Consider the following 19,619-nt stretch of genomic DNA (forward strand, 5'->3'; position numbering starts at 1 on the left):
GGGTCATGAGGGGGTCTCCGATGTGGTGGGTGGGGCCAGGGTGAAGGCGGTCGGAGGTGGGGAGGGCCGCTCCTCGTGGTGGAGGGGGGCGGTGGTGCCCCATTTGCCGCCCTCGCCGGGGACCAGGAGTTCGGCCACGTCAAGGACGTGGTGGCCCGCCATGGAGGGAAGGCAGCTGCCTCGCGCCGGGCCGATGGCGGCGGCCCACTCGGGCGGGATCGAGGACGCGCCCCGGGTCGCTCCGGCCAGGGCGCCGGCGACGGCCGCGGTCGTGTCGGCGTCGCGGCCCATGTTCACCGCCGTCAGCACCGACTCGGTGAAGTCGCCGTCGGCCGCCGCATAGGCGCCGAAGGCGAGGGCGACGGCTTCGGGGGCGAGGTCGGTCCAGGGGTAGCCGCCGATGACGACGGCGGATCGGACCGCGCGTTCGCCGCGGTGGGCGACGGCCACCGCCCGGCGCAGGGAGCGGGCCGTCCAGGAGTCGTCGGGGACCACGGCGAGGGCCGAGGCGACCACGGCGATCGTGGGGGCGCCCGCCATCGCCGCCGCCACTCCCGCCGCGACCGCCTGGCCGCCGTAGATGCCCTCGCCGTCGTGGCTGACCGAGCCGTCGATGGCGACCAGCCGGGCGGCCTCCGCCGGGCGGCCCGCCGCGAAGACGCCGAAGGGGGCCGCGCGCATGGCCAGTCCGTCGCTCCAGGCGTGCCGGTGCTGGGCGGAGATCGGCGCGGCGAGGCCCCGGCGGAGGTTCTCCAGGGTGCCGCGTTCGCTGAAGCCGGCGCCCCGGAACGGGCCCTCGTCCAGGTCCGCGATCCACTGGTGCCACGCCGTCTCCACATGCGTGACGGTGAGCGCGGAGCCGTGCCGGGCCAGCAGCAGCCCGGAGAAGATGGCGTACTCGGTGTCGTCCGTGCCCGCGGGATGCTCGGCCACGTACCCCGTGATGCGCCCCCAGCGCGCGCGGATCTCGGAGGGTTTCATGTTCTCGGCGGGCGCCCCCAGCGCGTCCCCGACAGCGAGCCCGAGCATGGCTCCGCGTGCCCGCTCGCGGAGGTCGGTGGCGTCCCCCGGCGCCGGAACCGAAGGAATGCAGGCGATGGAAGGCATATGGCGCCTCTCTGGCCCTGGGGCAGGTCTGACCCTGTGGGCAGTCGATCCGCTCTGGGAGATCCGTAGATCCGTAGATCCGTAGATCCGTAGATCCGTAGATCCGTAGATCCGTAGATGTGGAGATGTGGAGATGCGGAGATCGAGGATTCCGCTGTGAAGATCTCTGCCACATCGGGTGCCCGACCGGCTGCCGGAACGCCTCCGTATCACCCGGTCGACATCTGTGCAGAGCCATGTACGAATGAGCGGCAATGGTTTCTCGAACAGCCGCCGACTCGGGTAAGTACGGCCTTCCTTGCTGGCAGAAGCGATTTTCCGAGCGTACGTTCGACGTGAGGAAAGGGGCTTGACCGTGGCGATCATCGACACCGAGGCCGCGCTGCACGAGGCGCACCGTGACAACCACACCCACCGGGACGTGAACGGCGGCTGGTTGCGGCCCGCCGTGTTCGGGGCGATGGACGGACTCGTGTCCAACCTGGCGCTGATGACCGGTGTCGCCGGCGGGTCGGCCGGCCGGGAGGCGGTCGTCGTCGCCGGGCTCGCGGGGCTCGCCGCCGGGGCCTTCTCCATGGCCGCCGGCGAATACACCTCCGTGGCCTCGCAGCGGGACCTTGTCGAGGCCGAACTCGCCGTCGAGCGGCGGGAGTTGCGCAAGTACCCCAAGGACGAGGAGACGGAGCTGGCCGCGCTCTACGAGAGCCGTGGGGTCGAGCCGGGGCTCGCCCGCGAGGTCGCGCGGCAGTTGTCGCGCGATCCCGAGCAGGCCCTGGAGATCCACGCCCGCGAGGAACTGGGCATCGATCCCGGCGACCTTCCCTCGCCCGCCGTCGCCGCCGTGTCGAGCTTCGGCTCCTTCGCGCTGGGCGCCCTGCTGCCCGTACTGCCGTTCCTGCTCGGTGCGGGCGCGCTGTGGCCCGCCGTGCTGGTGGCACTCGCGGGGCTCTTCGCGTGCGGCGCGGTGGTGGCCAGGGTGACGGCCAGGACCTGGTGGTTCAGCGGCCTGCGGCAGCTCGCCCTCGGGGGTGCCGCGGCGGGTGTGACGTACGCCCTGGGCAGCCTGTTCGGCGCGGCCGTATGATGGATCGGATGGCTACGTATGCGCGGGACCGCATAAGTAGTCGTTACCAGGCGGTTTCGAATGCTTAACCGCTGGGCATGAGCCGTAAGCGCCGCGGGCAAAGACGCCTGTAAGCACCTTGAAGCAGTGGGCGACGCCGCCTCCTGCGCCCCCGGTCGACCGACATTGATCTGTCCGGTCGGCTCCCCCCTGATCACGCCACTGTGCGCGGCACCCCCTCCGCGCCCGTGGCGTCCGCATGTTGGGACGAAGTATCCGGTTCCCGAGAATCGCTCCATCATGTAACCTGCACGAAATTTTGCACTTTGCGCAGAGGGCCAGCGTCGTCCCTCGGCAATCGCTCCCCCAGAGCCTTCAGGGCCTGGGAGGTACCCCAGCCAAATGACGACGACGGGAGAGCCGATGCGTACGCCGCGCCAGCCGTCCCAGCACTCCACGAATGGCCAGAAGTGGTCCTTCATGGATGCTCGCCCTGCTGCGCAGGGTATGTACGACCCCCGCAACGAGCACGACGCCTGTGGCGTCGGCTTCGTGGCCACCCTCACCGGCGAGGCGAGCCATGCGCTGGTCGAGCAGGCGCTCACGGTTCTTCGCAACCTGGAGCACCGTGGTGCCACGGGCTCCGAGCCCGACTCCGGCGACGGCGCCGGCATTCTGTCGCAGGTTCCCGACGCGTTCTTCCGTGAGGTCGCCGCGTTCGAGCTGCCCGAGGCGGGCTCGTACGCCGTGGGTATCGCCTTCCTGCCCGAGCACGGCGCGGACGAGGCCGCGGCCCGTATCGACGCCATCGCGGCCGACGAGGGCCTGACCGTCCTCGGCTGGCGCGAGGTGCCCGTCGCCCCCGGGCTGCTCGGCGCCACCGCCCGCTCGACGATGCCCTCCTTCCGTCAGGTCTTCGTCTCCGACGCGGCGGACGTGCCCGCCACGGACATCGACCTCGACCGCAAGAGCTTCGTGCTGCGCAAGCGCGCCGAGCGCGAGGTCGACGTCTACTTCCCCTCGCTGTCCGCGCGGACGATCGTCTACAAGGGCATGCTGACCACCGGCCAGCTGGAGCCCTTCTTCCCGGACCTGTCCGACCGCCGCTTCGCCTCCGCGATCGCGCTCGTGCACTCCCGGTTCTCCACGAACACCTTCCCGTCGTGGCCGCTCGCCCACCCGTACCGCTTCGTCGCGCACAACGGCGAGATCAACACGGTCAAGGGCAACCGCAACTGGATGGTGGCCCGCGAGTCCCAGCTGGTCTCCGACCTGTTCGGCCCCGCGGAGAAGCTGGACCGGATCTTCCCGATCTGTACGCCGGACGCCTCCGACTCGGCCTCCTTCGACGAGGTCCTGGAACTGCTCCACCTCGGCGGCCGCTCCCTGCCGCACTCCGTGCTGATGATGATCCCGGAGGCGTGGGAGAACCACGACACGATGGAGCCGGCACGCCGCGCCTTCTACCAGTTCCACTCCACGATGATGGAGCCCTGGGACGGCCCGGCCTGTGTCACCTTCACCGACGGCAAGCAGGTCGGCGCGGTCCTCGACCGCAACGGACTGCGCCCCGGCCGCTACTGGGTCACCGACGACGGCCTCGTCGTCCTCGGCTCCGAGGTCGGCGTCCTCGACATCGACCCCGCCAAGGTCGTCCGCAAGGGCCGTCTGCAGCCCGGCCGGATGTTCCTCGTCGACACCGTCGAGCACCGCATCATCGAGGACGACGAGATCAAGGCCGGCCTCGCCGCCGAGCAGCCGTACGCCGAGTGGCTGGAGGCCGGGGAGATCGAGCTCTCCGACCTGCCCGAGCGCGAGCACATCGTGCACACCCACGCCTCGGTCACCCGCCGCCAGCAGACCTTCGGTTACACCGAGGAGGAGCTGCGCGTCATCCTCGCGCCGATGGCCAAGACCGGTGGCGAGCCGCTCGGTTCGATGGGCACGGACTCGCCGATCGCCGCGCTGTCCGCCCGTCCGCGACTGCTCTTCGACTACTTCACCCAGCTGTTCGCGCAGGTCACCAACCCGCCGCTGGACGCGATCCGTGAAGAGCTCGTCACGTCGCTCCACAGCTCGCTCGGCCCGCAGGGCAACCTGCTGGAGCCCACGGCAGCCTCCTGCCGCTCGGTCACCCTGCCCTTCCCGGTGATCGACAACGACGAGCTGGCCAAGCTCATCCACATCAACGCCGACGGCGACATGCCCGGTATGAAGGCCGCCACGCTCTCCGGTCTCTACCGGGTCTCCGGCGGCGGCGGCTCCCTCGCCGCGCGCATCGAGGAGATCTGCGCCGAGGCCGACGCCGCCATCGACAACGGCGCCCGGCTGATCGTGCTCTCCGACCGCCACTCGGACGCCGAGCACGCGCCGATCCCGTCGCTGCTGCTCACCGCGGCCGTCCACCACCACCTCATCCGCACCAAGCAGCGCACCCACGTGGGCCTGGTGGTCGAGGCCGGTGACGTCCGCGAGGTCCACCACGTCGCCCTGCTCATCGGCTTCGGCGCCGCGGCCGTCAACCCGTACCTGGCGATGGAGACCGTCGAGGACCTCGTCCGCGCCGGAACGTTCCTCTCCGACATCGAGGCCGAGCAGGCCATCCGCAACCTGATCTACGCCCTCGGCAAGGGCGTTCTGAAGGTCATGTCGAAGATGGGCATCTCCACGGTCGCCTCCTACCGCGGCGCCCAGGTCTTCGAGGCCGTCGGCCTCGCGGACGAGTTCGTCGCGAAGTACTTCATCGGCACGGCCACCAAGATCGGCGGCGTCGGCATCGACGTCATCGCCAAGGAGGTTGCCGCCCGCCACGCCAAGGCGTACCCGGCCAGCGGCATCGCGCCGGCCCACCGCGCCCTGGAGATAGGCGGCGAGTACCAATGGCGGCGCGAGGGCGAGCCGCACCTGTTCGACCCGGAGACGGTCTTCCGCCTGCAGCACTCGACGCGTACGCGCCGCTACGACATCTTCAAGATGTACACGGACCGTGTGAACGAGCAGTCCGAGCGCCTGATGACGCTGCGCGGCCTGTTCGGCTTCAAGACCGGGGAGCGGCAGCCGATCTCCATCGACGAGGTCGAGTCGGCCTCCGAGATCGTCAAGCGGTTCTCGACCGGCGCCATGTCGTACGGCTCGATCTCCAGCGAGGCGCACGAGACCCTCGCCATCGCCATGAACCAGCTGGGCGGCAAGTCCAACACCGGTGAGGGCGGCGAGGACCCGGACCGTTTGTACGACCCGGCTCGCCGGTCCAGCATCAAGCAGGTCGCCTCCGGCCGCTTCGGTGTGACTTCCGAGTACCTGGTCAACGCGGACGACATCCAGATCAAGATGGCCCAGGGCGCCAAGCCCGGTGAGGGCGGTCAGCTGCCCGGCCACAAGGTGTACCCGTGGGTCGCGAAGACGCGTCACTCGACGCCGGGCGTGGGCCTCATCTCCCCGCCGCCGCACCACGACATCTACTCCATCGAGGACCTGGCCCAGCTGATCCACGACCTGAAGAACGCGAACCCGCAGGCGCGGATCCACGTGAAGCTGGTCTCCGAGGTCGGCGTGGGCACGGTCGCGGCCGGTGTGTCCAAGGCACACGCGGACGTCGTCCTCATCTCCGGCCATGACGGCGGTACGGGCGCCTCCCCGCTGACCTCGCTGAAGCACGCGGGCGGCCCCTGGGAGCTCGGCCTCGCCGAGACCCAGCAGACCCTGCTCCTCAACGGCCTGCGCGACCGCATCGTCGTGCAGACCGACGGCCAGCTGAAGACCGGCCGTGACGTGGTCATCGCCGCGCTGCTCGGCGCCGAGGAGTTCGGCTTCGCGACCGCGCCGCTGGTCGTCTCCGGCTGCGTCATGATGCGCGTCTGCCACCTGGACACCTGCCCGGTCGGCATCGCCACGCAGAACCCGACGCTCCGTGACCGGTTCTCCGGCAAGGCCGAGTACGTCGTGAACTTCTTCGAGTTCATCGCCGAGGAGGTCCGCGAGATCCTCGCCGAGCTGGGCTTCCGCTCCATCCAGGAGGCCGTCGGCCACGCCGAGACGCTCGACGTCGCCCGCGCGGTCGACCACTGGAAGGCGCAGGGCCTGAACCTGGAGCCGCTCTTCTACGTGCCCGAGCTGCCCGAGGGCGCGGCGCTCCACCAGGTGATCGAGCAGGACCACGGTCTGGAGAAGGCCCTCGACAACGAGCTGATCAAGCTCGCCGCCGACGCCCTCGCCGCCTCGGACGCCACCGACGCCCAGCCGGTCCGCGCCCAGGTCAAGGTCCGCAACATCAACCGCACGGTCGGCACGATGCTCGGCCACGAGGTGACGAAGAAGTTCGGCGGGGCCGGTCTGCCCGACGACACCATCGACATCACCTTCACGGGCTCGGCGGGCCAGTCCTTCGGTGCCTTCCTGCCGCGCGGTGTCACGCTGCGCCTGGAGGGCGACGCCAACGACTACGTCGGCAAGGGCCTCTCCGGCGGCCGTGTGATCGTCCGTCCCGACCGGGGCGCCGACCACCTCGCCGAGTTCTCGACGATCGCGGGCAACACCATCGCCTACGGCGCGACCGGCGGCGAGCTGTTCCTCCGCGGTCGTACAGGTGAGCGGTTCTGCGTCCGCAACTCCGGCGCGACGGTCGTCTCCGAGGGCGTGGGCGACCACGGCTGCGAGTACATGACCGGCGGCCATGCCGTCGTCCTCGGCGAGACGGGCCGCAACTTCGCGGCCGGTATGTCGGGCGGCGTCGCGTACGTCATCGACCTGAGCCGCGACAACGTCAACGTCGGCAACCTGGGCGCCGTCGAGGCCCTCGACGACACCGACAAGCAGTGGCTGCACGACGTGGTGCGCCGCCACGCCGAGGAGACCGGCTCGACGGTCGCCGAGAAGCTGCTCGCCGAGTGGCCCGTCGCCGTGGAACGCTTCAGCAAGATCATCCCCAGCACGTACAAGGCAGTGCTCGCCGCCAAGGCCGCCGCCGAGCAGGCCGGTCTCTCCGAGACCGAGATCACCGAGAAGATGATGGAGGCGGCGATCAATGGCTGACCCGAAGGGCTTTCTGAACCACGGGCGCGAGGTCGCCAAGTCCCGCCCCGTCGACGTACGCCTGAAGGACTGGAACGAGGTCTACGTCCCGGGTTCGCTGCTCCCGATCATCTCGAAGCAGGCGTCCCGCTGCATGGACTGCGGCATCCCGTTCTGTCACAACGGCTGTCCGCTCGGGAACCTCATCCCCGAGTGGAACGACTACGCCTACCGCGAGGACTGGGAGGCCGCGTCGGAGCGTCTGCACGCGACGAACAACTTCCCGGAGTTCACCGGGCGTCTGTGCCCGGCGCCCTGCGAGTCGGCGTGCGTGCTCGGCATCAACCAGCCGGCCGTCACCATCAAGAACGTCGAGGTCTCGATCATCGACAAGGCGTGGGACAGCGGTGATGTCGCGCCGCAGATCCCGGAGCGCCTGTCCGGCAAGACGGTCGCGGTCATCGGCTCGGGCCCGGCGGGCCTGGCAGCCGCCCAGCAGCTGACGCGCGCCGGTCACACGGTGGCGGTGTACGAGCGCGCGGACCGCGTCGGCGGCCTCCTGCGCTACGGCATCCCCGAGTTCAAGATGGAGAAGCGGCACATCAACCGCCGCATCGAGCAGATGCGCGCGGAGGGTACCCGCTTCCGTACGGGCATCGAGATCGGCCGCGACCTCAAGGCGACGGACCTGAGGAAGCGGTACGACGCCGTCGTCATCGCCGCGGGCGCCACCACCGCCCGTGACCTTCCGGTCCCCGGCCGTGAGCTGACCGGCATCCACCAGGCCATGGAGTACCTGCCGCTGGCCAACAAGGTCCAGGAGGGCGACTTCGTGGCGCCCCCCATCACGGCCGAGGGCAAGCACGTCGTGGTCATCGGCGGCGGTGACACGGGCGCGGACTGCGTGGGCACGGCCCACCGCCAGGGCGCGGCCTCCGTGACGCAGCTGGAGATCATGCCGCAGCCGGGCGAGGACCGTGCTGCGAACCAGCCGTGGCCGACCTTCCCCATGCTCTACAAGGTCACCTCCGCGCACGAGGAGGGCGGCGAGCGGGTCTACTCCGTCTCCACCACCCACTTCGAGGGCGACGAGGACGGCAACGTGCAGTTCCTGCACCTCGCCGAGGTCGAGTTCATCGACGGCAGGCTGACCTCGAAGCCGGGCACGGAGCGCAAGATCCCCGCCCAGCTGGTCACGCTGGCGATGGGCTTCACCGGCACCGACCGTGACAACGGCCTGGTGGACCAGTTCGGCCTGGACCTCGACGAGCGCGGCAACATCGCCCGCGACGCCGACTTCCAGACCAACGTGCCGGGTGTGTTCGTGGCCGGTGACGCGGGCCGCGGTCAGTCGCTCATCGTGTGGGCGATCGCCGAGGGCCGCTCCGCGGCTCGGGGCTGCGACCGCTTCCTCACGGGGGCGAGCGAACTGCCGGCGCCGATCCGGCCGACGGACCGCTCGCTGATGGTCTGATCCGGCTGACGGTTCAGAGAAGGACGGTGACCTGACGGTCACCCCCACACGTCCCGTACAACGGCGTACGGAACACAGACGGCGCCTGCCCGCCAGTCCCCGACCGGACGACTGGGCAGGCGCCGTCGCATGTCCGGGGACCGGTCCGGGGACCGCCGGGAGCGGAAGGCCCGCTGCCCGGCGGACACCGCTCGGTCAGGCCGTCATGGCCGCGACCCTGGCGAGCGCCAGCACCACCAGCACCGTCAGCACCGCCGCACACGCCCCCGCCTGCACGAGTACCCGCCGTCGGTTCCGAGGCGCGTAGGCGAACGCGAGAGCGATCAGGCCGCCGGTCAGCAGACCGCCCAGGTGGCCCTGCCAGGACGTCACGACCGCCGAGATGACCAGCCACACCAGCAGGCCCGCCATGAAGCGGTTGATGCCGGCCGGGTCCGCGCCCAGGCGGCGGGCCAGGACGTAGTACGCGGTGCAGACGCCGAAGATCGCGCCGGAGGCGCCGACCGTGCTGGAGTCGGGGGCGAGGAGGAGGACGAGGACGGAGCCGCCGAGGGCCGAGAGCAGGTACAGGGCGAGGTAGCGGGTGCGGCCGAGCTGGGACTCCACGATCCTGCCGACGTTCCACAGCGTGACCATGTTCATCACGATGTGCAGGATGCCGAACGTGCCCTCGGTGGGCGAGAGGTGGAGGAAGGCGCCGGTAAGTAGGCGGTACCACTCCCCGTCGATCACGCCTTCGACGTGGAAGTCGGCCGGATAGGCGCTCTGCCAGACGTAGTGGAGGCCGTCCGAGCCGAGCAGGCCCCGGCCCAGCATCGCGAAATCGTCCACGACCTCCGGGCGGATCAGTTCGGCGACGTAGGCCACGACGTTCAGGCCGATCAGGATGTACGTCACCAGCGGGACGGTCGAGATCCTGCCGCCGAACGCGGTGCGGGCCTGACGGACCGTTCTCGCGCCCTCCGCCACGCACTCCGGGCACTGGTGGCCCACGGCCGCGTCGCGCATGCAGTCAGGGCAGATGAACCGCTCGCAGCGCGTGCAGCGGACGTACGACTCCACTTTCGGGTGGCGATAGCAGGTGGTGACGGCGGACTCGGACGACGACGGGGACTCGGGTTCCACGGCCGGCTCCTTGAGGGTGCGGGGCTGATGACGAGCCGGTGAGGACGGCGGCAAACAAAATAGCGAACGACCAGGGGTGAGTGGGGAGGGGGCCTGTGGGATGCCATGGCCTCGGGTCTCCCGCAGAGCCCTGAGGTCAACGGGGGCCTCCTGGACGGGGCGGTCGCCGGTGGCCCTTCTTCCTCTTCCAGTCTCGCTGATCATGCCGGCCATCGGCGTCCACCCGTTCGTCGAAGCGTGGATCACGGGCGACAGGCGCGAGCACCACCTCCTCGACCGGCCCCGCAACGCGCCCGTCAGCACGGGCCGCTCTCGCAGCAGCAGTTGTTCTCGCTCACCCGGCACGACCAGGACCCGCCGTACGAGGTCGGGCCGGTCGTCGACGGCCGAGGAGTACCGGGAGATCACCGGCGGCGACCACCACTGAGGACCGTGCTGCGGCACTCGGCCGGGCCGCCCCACGCGGTCCGCAGCGCTCGGGCCCTGGTCAGCCAGAGCGACAGGTCGCACTCCGCCGTGTAACCGATCGCGCCGTGCAGCTGGAGCGCGGTGCGCGCGGTCGTGTACGCCGCCTCGCACGCCGTCACCTTGGCCGCAGCGACATCCGCCGGGTCCAGGGTGACGGCCGCCCCGAAGACCAGCGGACGCGCGAACTCCAGGGCCACCTTCGCGTCCGCCAGCCGGTGCTTCACCGCCTGGAACGAACCAACGGGCACGCCGAACTGGGTCCGCTGCCTGACATACGCCACCGTCCTGTCCAGCAGTGCCAGCCCGACGCCGAGGGCCTGGGCGGCGACCGCGAGACGGGCCCAGGTGAGGGCCGCGGCGAGGGAGGGCGGGCTCGTGGCGAGGATTTCGCCGCCGGGGGAGAGCGGGGCCAGACGGCGGGCCGGGTCCAGGGAGCGGCGGACCGGGCCGTGGCCGGCGGAGAGGCGCAGTTCACCTGTGTCCAGGTCGAGCGACAGGCGGGTCGCAGACACGTCCCCGTCCAGCGCGTACGACTCCGGTGACGGCGCCACGGTGGCCATGGCCTCCCCGGACACCAGCGCCGGAAGCAGACGCCCGGCCGGGACCGGGTCCTCCAGACCGGCCAGCAGGACCGCCGCAGTGGCCGTCTCCACGAGCGGACCCGGCACCGCGTGCCGCCCCAACTCGACGAAGGCGACGGCCAGCTCGACGGGCAGGGGCCCGACCCCCTCGAACGCCTCCGGCGCCGCCAGCGCGAACACGCCGGCTTCTGCGATACGGGACCACAGTGCGCGCCCCGCACCGTGCTCCCCGCGCCCCCAGGCCCGTACGACGGACGGCGTGTCGGCGGCCGTCAGCATGGCGTCCAGGGACTCGGCGAACGCCCGCTGCTCGGTGTCGAGGAGGAAACGCATCAGCGGCGGCCTTTCAGGATGAGGTCACACATCAGCGGCGGCCCTTCGGCAGGCCGAGGAGGCGCTCGGCGATGATGTCGCGCTGGATCTCGTTGGTGCCGGCGTAGATCGGGCCGGCGAGAGAGAAGACATAGCCCTCGGACCAGTCGGTGTCCGTCAACTCACCTTCCTCGCCCAGCAGTTCGAGTGCCGTCTCGTGCAGGGCGATGTCGTACTCGGACCAGAAGACCTTGTTCAGACTGGACTCGGGGCCGACCGGCGTGCCCTCCAGGAAGCGGGAGGCGGCCGCGTGGGTGAAGAGCTGGTAGGCGCGGGCGCCGATCAACGCGTCGGCCACACGGTCGTGTGCGGACGCCGGGCTCCCCTGGGCCTGCCAGAGATCGAACAGCCGGTTCGCGGAGGCCAGGAAGCGGCCCGGGGGGCGGAGCGTCAGACCGCGCTCGTTGCCGGCGGTGGACATGGCGACGCGCCAGCCCTGGCCGGGCTCGCCGATGACGTCGTCGTCCGGGACGAACACGTCGTCGAGGAAGAGTTCGGCGAAGGCGGGCTTGCCGTCGAGGCGGCCGATCGGACGGACCGTCACGCCCGGCGCGCGCAGGTCGAACATCAGATACGTCAGGCCCTGGTGCGGTTTCGGGGTGCCCGGCTCGCTGCGGAACAGGCCGAACGCCCGGTCCGCGAAGGCGGCGCGCGACGACCAGGTCTTCTGGCCGGTCAGCAGCCAGCCGCCGTCCGCGCGCACGGCCCTGGAGGTGAGCGACGCGAGGTCGGACCCGGCCTCGGGCTCCGACCAGGCCTGGGCCCACACCACCTCGGCGGAGGCCATGGGGGGCAGCACACGATCCCGCTGCTCCCGCGTGCCGTGGTCGAAGAGGGTCGGAGCGAGGAGGCTGATGCCGTTCTGGCCGACGCGGCCAGGCGCGCCCGCCGCGTAGTACTCCTCCTCGAAGACCAGCCGGCGCAGCAGGCCCGCGTCGCGGCCGCCGTACGCGGTCGGCCAGTCCACCACCGACCAGTGGTCGGCGGCCAGTTCGGCCTCCCAGACGCGGTGGGCGGCGAAGCCCTCCTCCGTCTCCAGGGAGGGGAGCGGATCGGGCGGGACATGGGTGCGCAGCCATGCGCGGGCCTCGGCGCGGAAGGCCTCGTCGGCGGGGGAATGGGCGAGGTCCATGGGGCACAGCCCTTCTTTGCCTGCCGAACGTTTCGGTCTTCCCTAACAAGTGTTTGGTAGGTTAGCGTGCCCGCATGAACAACGTCGAGCCTCCGACGTACCTCCCCGGCCACGGCCTGCTCACCGGCCGCACCGCCGTGATCACCGCGGCGGCCGGCGCGGGCATCGGCGGAGCGACCGCGCGACGCTTCCTGGAGGAAGGCGCCCGCGTACTGATCAGCGACACCCACGCGCGCAGACTCAAGGAGTGCGAGACCGAACTGGCGGGCGAGTTCGGAGCGGAGTCCGTCAAGGCGGTGCCGTGCGACGTGACCGACGAGGATCAGGTACGGGCGCTGTTCGAGGCGGGCGTCCGGCTGCACGGACGGCTCGACATCGTCGTCAACAACGCGGGCCTCGGGGGCACCTCGGATCTCGTGGACATGACCGACGAGCAGTGGTCCAAGGTGCTGGACGTGACACTGAACGGCACGTTCCGGTGCACCAGGGCCGCCCTGCGGCTGATGCGGGAGAGCGGTGGCGGCGTGATCGTCAACAACGCCTCCGTCGTCGGCTGGCGCGCCCAGGCCGGCCAGGCGCACTACGCTGCGGCGAAGGCGGGCGTGATGGCGCTGACCAGGTGCGCGGCGGCCGAGGCGGCCGAGTACGGGGTCCGGGTCAACGCCGTGTCGCCCAGCCTCGCCATGCACCCGCACCTCGTGAAGGTCACGACCCCCGAGCTGCTGGCCGAGCTGACCGCGCGGGAGGCCTTCGGGCGGTACGCCGAACCCTGGGAGGTGGCCAACGTGATCGTGTTCCTGGCGTCCGGCTACTCCTCGTACATGACGGGTGAGATCGTCTCCGTCAGCAACCAGCACCCCTAAGGACATTGAACAGCGTGCCGACCAAGAAGAAGCCCCGGACGACCGCCGCAGCGCCCGCCCGTCGTGGTGAACTCCTCGACAGGGCCGCGAGGGTCTTCGCGGATCAGGGGTACAACGCCACCACCGTACGCAGGATCGCGGACGACGCGGGCATGCTCGCGGGCAGCCTCTATTACTACTTCGCGTCCAAGGACGCGATGCTCGAGGAGATTCTGCGGACCTTCCTCGACGAACTCTGGGACCGGTACGACGCCGTCCTGGATGCCGAAACGGGTCCCCGGGAGACCTTCGAAGCCCTGGTCGCCGAGTCCTTCCGGGCGATCGACCGGCACTGTGCCGCCGTCCAGATCTACCAGAACGAGGCGAAGCAACTGATCGCCCAGGAGCGGCGGTTCTTCTTTCTGGAGCAGTCGCAGACCAAGTTCGAGAAGGCGTGGCTGTCCACGCTGGAGCGCGGGGTCGCCCTGGGAGAGTTCCGGGCCGACCTCGACACGAGGGTCACCTACCGCTTCGTGCGCGACACGGTCTGGGTCGCCGCGTCCTGGTACCAGCCCAACGGAAAGTACAGCCCGGAAGAGATCGCCCGACAGTACCTGTCAATGGTTCTGGACGGGATCGCCGTACGTGAAAGCGGTGCGTGAAATCGGTACGTGAAGCGGTACGTGAACGCGGCACGTGCGGAGCCGTATGTGAACAACCGTTGACGTCAGGGGAGTTGCCATGGCCGAGGCCTACATCGTCGAAGCGGTCCGGACGCCCGTCGGGCGGCGCGGGGGAGGGCTCGGCCGAATCCATCCGGCCGACCTCGGCGCGCACGCCCTCAAAGCGCTCGTCGCACGCGCGGGCGTGGACCCGGCCGCCGTGGAGGACGTCGTCTTCGGCTGCCTGGACACCGTCGGACCGCAGGCCGGTGACATCGCGCGGACCAGCTGGCTGGCGGCCGGGCTGCCCGAGGAGGTGCCGGGTACGACCGTCGACCGGCAGTGCGGCTCCTCGCAGCAGGCCGTGCACTTCGCCGCCCAGGCCGTGCTCTCCGGCACCCAGGACCTGGTGGTCGCGGGCGGCGTCCAGAACATGACGATGATCCCCATCGCCTTCGCCTCCCGCCAGGCCGCCGTACCGCTCGGGCTCACGGACGGGCCCTTCGCGGGCAGCGAGGGGTGGCGGGCGCGGTACGGGGACCGGCCGGTGAACCAGTTCGCCGGCGCCGAGATGATCGCCGCGAAGTGGGGCATCAGCCGCCGCGACCAGGAGGAGTACGCGCTGCGGTCCCACCAGCGGGCGGTACGGGCCGTCGACGAGGGCCGCTTCGCGCGCGAGACCGTGCCGTACGGGGATGTCACCGTCGACGAGGGGCCCCGCCGGGACACCTCCCTGGAGAAGATGGCCGCCCTGAAGCCGGTCATCGACGGCGGCACCGTCACCGCCGCCTGCTCCTCCCAGGTCTCCGACGGCGCCGCCGCGCTCCTCCTCGCCTCCGAACGCGCCGTACGGGAGCACGGGCTGACCCCGCGCGCCCGCGTGCACCACCTCTCCGTACGCGGTGAGGACCCCATCCGCATGCTCAGCGCGCCGATACCGGCGACCGCGTACGCCCTGAAGAAGACCGGCCTCACCCTCGACGCCATCGACCTCGTCGAAATCAACGAGGCCTTCGCGCCGGTCGTCCTGGCCTGGCTGAAGGAGACGGGCGCCGACCCGGAGAAGGTCAACGTCAACGGCGGCGCGATCGCCCTCGGCCACCCTCTGGGCGCGACCGGAGCCAAGCTCATGACGACCCTCCTGCACGAACTGGAGCGCACGGGCGGCCGGTACGGGCTCCAGACGATGTGCGAGGGGGGCGGGCAGGCGAACGTGACGATCATCGAGCGGTTGTGACGGTCACCGAGCGGAGGTGCGACGTCACCGAGCGGAGGTGCGACGGTCAGTGGGTGGCGGTGACGGCCACCGTCAGTGGGTGGCGGTGGCGGTGACGGTCACTGAGCGGCGCCGAGCCGCCCCAACGACGTCAGCGCCTCCTCCGCCTCCTTCATGATCCGTTCCACCAGCTCCGCGCACGACGGCAGGTCGTCGATCACCCCGGCGACCTGCCCGGCCGCCATCACCCCCAGGTCCGTACGGCCGTCCACCAGCGCGGACCTGAGCAGCATGGGTGTGTTGGCGGCGAGCAGGACCTGACTCCAGGTGAGGTCCTTGCCGTGCCGCAGGGCGAGGCCGTCGCGGACCATACGGCGCCAGGTGAGCCCGGAGAGCCGCCGGAAGCCGGCCGCGTGGCGCACGGCGTGCGCCAGGGCGCGCGTACGGCCGGACGCCTCCAGCGCGCTCACGAACTCCGTGCGGAGCATGCGGTGCGGCAGTCCGTCCACGGCCCTGGTGACGGTGACGTCCTTGACCGTGGCGGCCAGATAGCGGGCCTTCACCGCGTCGGGCACCGTCGAGTCCGAGGTGAGCAGGAACCGGGTGCCCATCGCCACCCCGGCCGCCCCGAACGCCAGCGCGGCCACCAGCCCGCGCCCGTCGTGGAAGCCGCCGGCGGCGACGACGGGGATGTCGACGGCGTCCACGACCTGCGGCAGCAGTACGGTCGTCGCCACCTCCCCGGTGTGCCCGCCGCCCTCGCCGCCCTGCACGACCACCGCGTCCGCACCCCACGCCGCCACCTTCTCGGCATGCCGCCGCGCGCCGACGGACGGGATCACGACCACACCCGCGTCCTTGAGTTCGGCGATCAGCTCCCTGGACGGGGCGAGCGCGAACGACGCCACCCGGACGCCCTCCTCGACGATGATCCGCACACGCTCCCGCGCGTCCCCCGCGTCGGCCCGCAGATTCACCCCGAAGGGCGCCCCGTCCGTACGGGACTTCACCTCCCGTACGGCGTCCCGGAGTTGCGCGGGCGTCATCGTCGCGGAGGCCAGGATGCCGAGGGCCCCCGCGTTCGCCGTCGCGGACACCAGACGGGGGCCGGCCACCCAGCCCATGCCGGTCTGCACGATCGGACGGCGGACGCCGACGAGCCGGGTCAGAGCCGTTTCCATCGTCACTCCTCCTCTGTCGGCCGCCTCCTCTTCCGTCGGCCGCCGCATCAGCCTCCGCCCTTTCTGTGCCCTTTCTGTGCCTGTCTCTCGGGCCTCCGCCTCTGCCGTCAGCCGCCGACCTCGCGCGCACGCGTGTTCTCCGGGTCGATCACCTCGCGGATCAGCCTCAGCTCGGCCTCGGTCGGTTCACGCGTGGGCGGCACCTCGTCCGGGACGGCGAGTGCGAAGCCCGTCGCCTCTTCGACCTGCCCGACCGTGACACCCGGGTGCAGCGAGACCAGCCGCATCGCGTGGTCGGGGGTCGCGAAGTCGAAGACCCCGAGGTCGGACACGACACGCGGGAGGTGGTGGAAGCGGGCGGCGCCCCGATGCTCGGCCACGCGGTCGTAGCCGACCCCGCACACCATGTCGACCTTCTCGACGAAGACCCGCCTCGAATGCCTCGGGACCCAGTAACTCGTCGGATTGTTCAGGGTGTTGACCGGCGCGCCCCGCACCCCGAGCAGCTGTCGCCTCGGCTTCGCCCAGTCGCCGACGCACGAGATGTTCTGGTTGCCGTACCGGTCGATCTGGCTCGCGCCCATCATCACGTGCCGTCGGCCGCCGGTGACCAGGGCCAGGTGCCGCCGGTAGGGCAGCCAGCCCTCGACGGTGCCGTCGAGGCCGACGAGCAGTGCCTCGCCGTCGGTCAGCAGCAGGTCCGGCGAGAACGTGCGCTTGGCGAGGCGCGCGCCCAGGGACGGAATGAGGCCCATGGGGCTGGCGAGGATCTCACCGCCCCCGCGCCAGGCCTCGGCACAGGCGATCACGCAGTACTCGGCGCGGGTCGCTCCACTCATGGGCCCTCCTTGTGCGCCCGCACGGCCGATCGGTACGCATGCTCGTCACCTGTCAGGAACCGCTCGGCGAAGTCCTCCCACGGGGTGCTCGCGTAGGTCTTCTGAAAGGCCTCGTCCCGGCCGTAGTCGGGGGCGCAGGAGGTGAAGTGCGCGCCGTTGGGGGCCTCGATCACGCCCGTCACCACATGGCGGGCGACCAGCAGCGACTGGGGCGGGGCCTCCTTCGTCAACTCCGCCGTGTCCACGAGCCGTTCACACGACACGTACGCCGTGTCGGCCGCCTCGCAGAAGAGGTCGTCGAAGTACGGGTCCGGACCCAGATACTGGCCGTTGCCCTGCCGGTCGGCCCGGTTGACGTGCACGAACGCGGCGTCCAGGCGCAGCGCGGGCATGGCGACGAAGCTCTCCCCGTCGTCGTACGGCGACGTCACGGTCCGCAGGCCGGGGTTGACCCGCATCACGTCCGAGCCGATGCCCGCCCGTACCGGTAGGAAGGGCAGCCGGTTCGCGGCGGCCCGTAGTCCCCACATGAACATCGCCTCGTCGACCTCCATCAGCTCGAACGCGCCCCGCTCGCGCGCCGCGCGGAAGTGGGGTTCGAGGGGGATGGAGTCGAGGGTGGCGAAGGCGGCGACCAGTTTCCGGATACGTCCGGCGGCGGCGAGCATGCCGACGTCCGGGCCGCCGTACGAGACGACGGTGAGATCGGTGATCTCGGACCGGAGCAGTGCTCTCACCAGTGCCATCGGCTTGCGGCGCGAGCCCCAGCCACCGATGCCGAGGGTCATCCCGCTCGCCAGCCGCGAGACGGCCTCGTCGGCGGTCATCGACTTGTCACTCACCGAGGCCCTCCTCTGCCGTGCTTCCCTCGCCCTGCGGACGCTCGATTTTTGCCGCCCCCGCCGTTCCGGCTCTCCCGGCCCTCCCGAAGGTGTCGCGGACCTCGTCGGCGACACCGCTGAGGTTCGCCTCGAAGGTGAACCCCTGCTCGAAGCGGTAGCTGCGGCGGACGTCGACGGGATCGATGCCGTTGATGGCGGCCTTGGCCAGCCGGAGCAGCCGACCGTCCTTCGCGGCGATCTCCCGCGCCAACTCCAGCGCGGCAGAGGGGAGTTCGGGACGCGGTACGACCCGCCACACCGAGCCGTGCGCCCGTAGCTCGGCGGCGGTCGCCGTACGCGAGGTGTAGTACAGCGCGCGCATCAGATGCTGAGGCACCAGCCGGGCCAGATGTGTCGCCGCGCCCAGCGCGCCCCGGTCCAGCTCGGGCAGCCCGAAGGTCGCGTCCTCGCTCGCCACGATCGCGTCCGCGTTGCCCACCAGCCCGATGCCGCCGCCCAGACAGAACCCCTGCACGGCGGCGATCACCGGCACCTCGCACTCGTACACGGCGGCGAAGGCCTCGGCGCAGCCGTGGTTGGCGCCGATCAACGCCTGCTGCCCCGCCGCCTGGATCTCCTTGATGTCCACACCGGCGTTGAACCCGCGCCCTTCCGCGCCCAGTACGACACATCGGACCTCGGGATCACGGCCCGCCCCGCGCACGGCTTCGGCCAGCTCGAACCACCCGCGCACCGGCAGCGCGTTCACCGGCGGGAAGTCGACCGTGACGACGGAGATCCCCTTTTCCGGGGACGAGGTGGAGACACTCATCGGAGCATCAGCTACCTTCCACCTAACGTTTGTTTGGTGTGTCTCTTGTGCGGAAGGTAGCAGCGGATGCGGCTCAACGGGAAGCTCGCCGTCGTCACCGGCGGCACACGCGGCGTCGGCGCCGGCATCGCCCGAGCCTTCGCCGAAGCCGGCGCCGAGGTCGTGACCTGCGCCCGCCGTCCGCCCGAAGTACCGCTCAAGGGAGCCGAGTTCATACCGCTGGACGTACGGGACCCCGACGCCGTGCACCGCTTCTTCGCCGAACTGCCCCGCGTGGACGTCCTCGTGAACAACGTCGGTGGTACCCCCTACCGCCCGCTCACCGAGACCGACGCCCGCCGCCACGCCCGCGTCATCGAACTCAACCTCACCGCCCCGCTGACCGTGTCCCTCGCAGCCCACGAACACCTCCGGCGGGCCCGGGGTGCGATCGTGATGATCGGCAGCGTGAGCGGCAACCGCCCGTCACCCGGCTCGGCGGCGTACGGCGCGGCCAAGGCCGGCCTGGAACACCTGGCACGCACCATGGCCGTGGAGTGGGCCCCGGAGATACGGGTCAACACCCTCGTCCTCGGCATGGTCCGCACGGAACTGGCCCACCTCCACTACGGCGACGACCACGGCATCGCCGCCGTGGCCCGAACGGTCCCGCTGGGCCGCCTCGCCACCCCCTCCGACATCGGTGACGCGGCTGTCTTCCTCGCCTCCGACGCGGCCGCCTACATCACCGGCGCCTCCCTCCTCGTCCACGGCGGCGGCGAACGCCCGGCCTTCCTGGACGCGGCGACGGCCAACAAGGGACAGCCGACGGACTACGAGGGACGGACGACGCCAGACGGGGTACAGCCGTCGGCTGACCAGGTATAGCCGTCGGCCCACAAGGACGAAGAGAAA

Annotated in this window: 16 protein-coding genes; 8 read left to right on the top strand and 8 right to left on the bottom strand. The window is 70.9% G+C overall.

The window, feature by feature from the left end; translation table 11 throughout:
• Positions 1-3: 3 nt before the first annotated feature.
• Positions 4-1,107: an ADP-ribosylglycohydrolase family protein gene (locus OG622_RS36995; RefSeq protein ID WP_371580981.1), complete on the bottom strand. Its 1,104-nt coding sequence runs from the start codon at positions 1,105-1,107 to the stop codon at positions 4-6.
• A gap of 355 nt (positions 1,108-1,462) precedes the next feature.
• Between OG622_RS36995 and OG622_RS37000 the strand changes: the two genes are divergently transcribed.
• The 3 genes from OG622_RS37000 (at position 1,463) to OG622_RS37010 (ending at position 8,654) form a co-directional block, all read left to right on the top strand.
• Positions 1,463-2,191: a VIT1/CCC1 transporter family protein gene (locus tag OG622_RS37000; RefSeq protein WP_371584340.1), complete on the top strand. Its 729-nt coding sequence runs from the start codon at positions 1,463-1,465 to the stop codon at positions 2,189-2,191.
• A 402-nt stretch (positions 2,192-2,593) separates the two neighbouring features.
• Positions 2,594-7,201: a glutamate synthase large subunit gene (gltB, locus tag OG622_RS37005; protein WP_371584341.1), complete on the top strand. Its 4,608-nt coding sequence runs from the start codon at positions 2,594-2,596 to the stop codon at positions 7,199-7,201.
• Positions 7,194-8,654 (top strand): glutamate synthase subunit beta, encoded by a 1,461-nt coding sequence (locus OG622_RS37010; RefSeq protein ID WP_371580982.1) that lies wholly within the window; start codon positions 7,194-7,196, stop codon positions 8,652-8,654. Before gltB ends, OG622_RS37010 begins: the two co-directional genes overlap by 8 nt.
• A 195-nt stretch (positions 8,655-8,849) precedes the next feature.
• Here the strand turns inward: OG622_RS37010 and OG622_RS37015 are convergent, their stop codons facing one another.
• Entirely contained in the window at positions 8,850-9,779 is a 930-nt protein-coding gene (locus tag OG622_RS37015; RefSeq protein WP_371580983.1) for a rhomboid family intramembrane serine protease, read from the bottom strand.
• Positions 9,780-9,981: 202 nt separating this feature from the next.
• Between OG622_RS37015 and OG622_RS37020 the strand changes: the two genes are divergently transcribed.
• Positions 9,982-10,206, top strand: a complete 225-nt coding sequence (locus OG622_RS37020; RefSeq protein ID WP_371584479.1) for a hypothetical protein — start codon at positions 9,982-9,984, stop codon at positions 10,204-10,206.
• On the opposite strand, the gene OG622_RS37025 is transcribed toward OG622_RS37020, so the two are convergent.
• Both OG622_RS37025 and OG622_RS37030 read right to left on the bottom strand, forming a co-directional pair.
• Complete coding sequence (locus OG622_RS37025) at positions 10,184-11,161, bottom strand: acyl-CoA dehydrogenase family protein (RefSeq protein ID WP_371580984.1); 978 nt, start codon at positions 11,159-11,161, stop codon at positions 10,184-10,186. The two genes, OG622_RS37020 and OG622_RS37025, sit on opposite strands and share 23 nt — an antisense overlap.
• 31 nt (positions 11,162-11,192) lie before the next feature.
• Entirely contained in the window at positions 11,193-12,332 is a 1,140-nt protein-coding gene (locus OG622_RS37030) for an acyl-CoA dehydrogenase family protein (protein WP_371580985.1), read from the bottom strand.
• 74 nt (positions 12,333-12,406) lie between these two features.
• On the opposite strand from OG622_RS37030, the gene OG622_RS37035 reads away from it, so the two are divergent.
• The 3 genes from OG622_RS37035 to OG622_RS37045 all read left to right on the top strand — a co-directional run bounded on the left by OG622_RS37035 (position 12,407) and on the right by OG622_RS37045 (position 15,073).
• Positions 12,407-13,195 carry an SDR family oxidoreductase gene (locus OG622_RS37035; RefSeq protein ID WP_371580986.1) on the top strand — a complete coding sequence of 263 codons (789 nt, stop codon included), beginning with the start codon at positions 12,407-12,409 and terminating at the stop codon, positions 13,193-13,195.
• A gap of 14 nt (positions 13,196-13,209) precedes the next feature.
• Positions 13,210-13,836, top strand: a complete 627-nt coding sequence (locus tag OG622_RS37040) for a TetR/AcrR family transcriptional regulator (protein WP_371580987.1) — start codon at positions 13,210-13,212, stop codon at positions 13,834-13,836.
• A 79-nt stretch (positions 13,837-13,915) separates the two neighbouring features.
• A complete protein-coding gene (locus tag OG622_RS37045) occupies positions 13,916-15,073 on the top strand; it encodes an acetyl-CoA C-acetyltransferase (RefSeq protein WP_371580988.1) in 1,158 nt (385 codons plus the stop codon).
• Between the two features lie 98 nt (positions 15,074-15,171).
• On the opposite strand, the gene OG622_RS37050 is transcribed toward OG622_RS37045, so the two are convergent.
• The 4 genes from OG622_RS37050 to OG622_RS37065 all read right to left on the bottom strand — a co-directional run bounded on the left by OG622_RS37050 (position 15,172) and on the right by OG622_RS37065 (position 18,725).
• Complete coding sequence (locus OG622_RS37050) at positions 15,172-16,233, bottom strand: NAD(P)H-dependent flavin oxidoreductase (RefSeq protein WP_371580989.1); 1,062 nt, start codon at positions 16,231-16,233, stop codon at positions 15,172-15,174.
• 107 nt (positions 16,234-16,340) lie between these two features.
• Positions 16,341-17,072 carry a CoA-transferase subunit beta gene (locus tag OG622_RS37055; RefSeq protein WP_371580990.1) on the bottom strand — a complete coding sequence of 244 codons (732 nt, stop codon included), beginning with the start codon at positions 17,070-17,072 and terminating at the stop codon, positions 16,341-16,343.
• Positions 17,069-17,914 (bottom strand): CoA transferase subunit A, encoded by an 846-nt coding sequence (locus OG622_RS37060; protein WP_371580991.1) that lies wholly within the window; start codon positions 17,912-17,914, stop codon positions 17,069-17,071. Before OG622_RS37060 ends, OG622_RS37055 begins: the two co-directional genes overlap by 4 nt.
• Positions 17,907-18,725 carry an enoyl-CoA hydratase family protein gene (locus OG622_RS37065; protein ID WP_371580992.1) on the bottom strand — a complete coding sequence of 273 codons (819 nt, stop codon included), beginning with the start codon at positions 18,723-18,725 and terminating at the stop codon, positions 17,907-17,909. The genes OG622_RS37060 and OG622_RS37065 overlap by 8 nt, the downstream gene beginning before the upstream one ends.
• Before the next feature lie 66 nt (positions 18,726-18,791).
• Here OG622_RS37065 and OG622_RS37070 point away from each other — a divergent pair, with 66 nt between their 5' ends.
• The gene (locus OG622_RS37070; RefSeq protein ID WP_371580993.1) at positions 18,792-19,592 is read left to right on the top strand and encodes an SDR family oxidoreductase; all 801 of its coding nucleotides are present in this window, start codon (positions 18,792-18,794) and stop codon (positions 19,590-19,592) included.
• Positions 19,593-19,619 lie beyond the last annotated feature (27 nt).

This window comes from Streptomyces sp. NBC_01314 (assembly GCF_041435215.1).
Taxonomy (GTDB): domain Bacteria; phylum Actinomycetota; class Actinomycetes; order Streptomycetales; family Streptomycetaceae; genus Streptomyces.

Bases quoted from the DNA above. Each gene is read 5' to 3' on its own strand.
- OG622_RS36995 (WP_371580981.1), bottom strand. From the start codon at position 1,107: ATGCCTTCCATCGCCTGCATTCCTTCGGTTCCGGCGCCGGGGGACGCC.
- gltB (WP_371584341.1), top strand. From the start codon at position 2,594: ATGCGTACGCCGCGCCAGCCGTCCCAGCACTCCACGAATGGCCAGAAG.
- OG622_RS37010 (WP_371580982.1), top strand. From the start codon at position 7,194: ATGGCTGACCCGAAGGGCTTTCTGAACCACGGGCGCGAGGTCGCCAAG.
- OG622_RS37020 (WP_371584479.1), top strand. From the start codon at position 9,982: ATGCCGGCCATCGGCGTCCACCCGTTCGTCGAAGCGTGGATCACGGGC.
- OG622_RS37025 (WP_371580984.1), bottom strand. From the start codon at position 11,161: ATGCGTTTCCTCCTCGACACCGAGCAGCGGGCGTTCGCCGAGTCCCTG.
- OG622_RS37030 (WP_371580985.1), bottom strand. From the start codon at position 12,332: ATGGACCTCGCCCATTCCCCCGCCGACGAGGCCTTCCGCGCCGAGGCC.
- OG622_RS37035 (WP_371580986.1), top strand. From the start codon at position 12,407: ATGAACAACGTCGAGCCTCCGACGTACCTCCCCGGCCACGGCCTGCTC.
- OG622_RS37045 (WP_371580988.1), top strand. From the start codon at position 13,916: ATGGCCGAGGCCTACATCGTCGAAGCGGTCCGGACGCCCGTCGGGCGG.
- OG622_RS37050 (WP_371580989.1), bottom strand. From the start codon at position 16,233: ATGGAAACGGCTCTGACCCGGCTCGTCGGCGTCCGCCGTCCGATCGTG.
- OG622_RS37055 (WP_371580990.1), bottom strand. From the start codon at position 17,072: ATGAGTGGAGCGACCCGCGCCGAGTACTGCGTGATCGCCTGTGCCGAG.
- OG622_RS37065 (WP_371580992.1), bottom strand. From the start codon at position 18,725: ATGAGTGTCTCCACCTCGTCCCCGGAAAAGGGGATCTCCGTCGTCACG.
- OG622_RS37070 (WP_371580993.1), top strand. From the start codon at position 18,792: ATGCGGCTCAACGGGAAGCTCGCCGTCGTCACCGGCGGCACACGCGGC.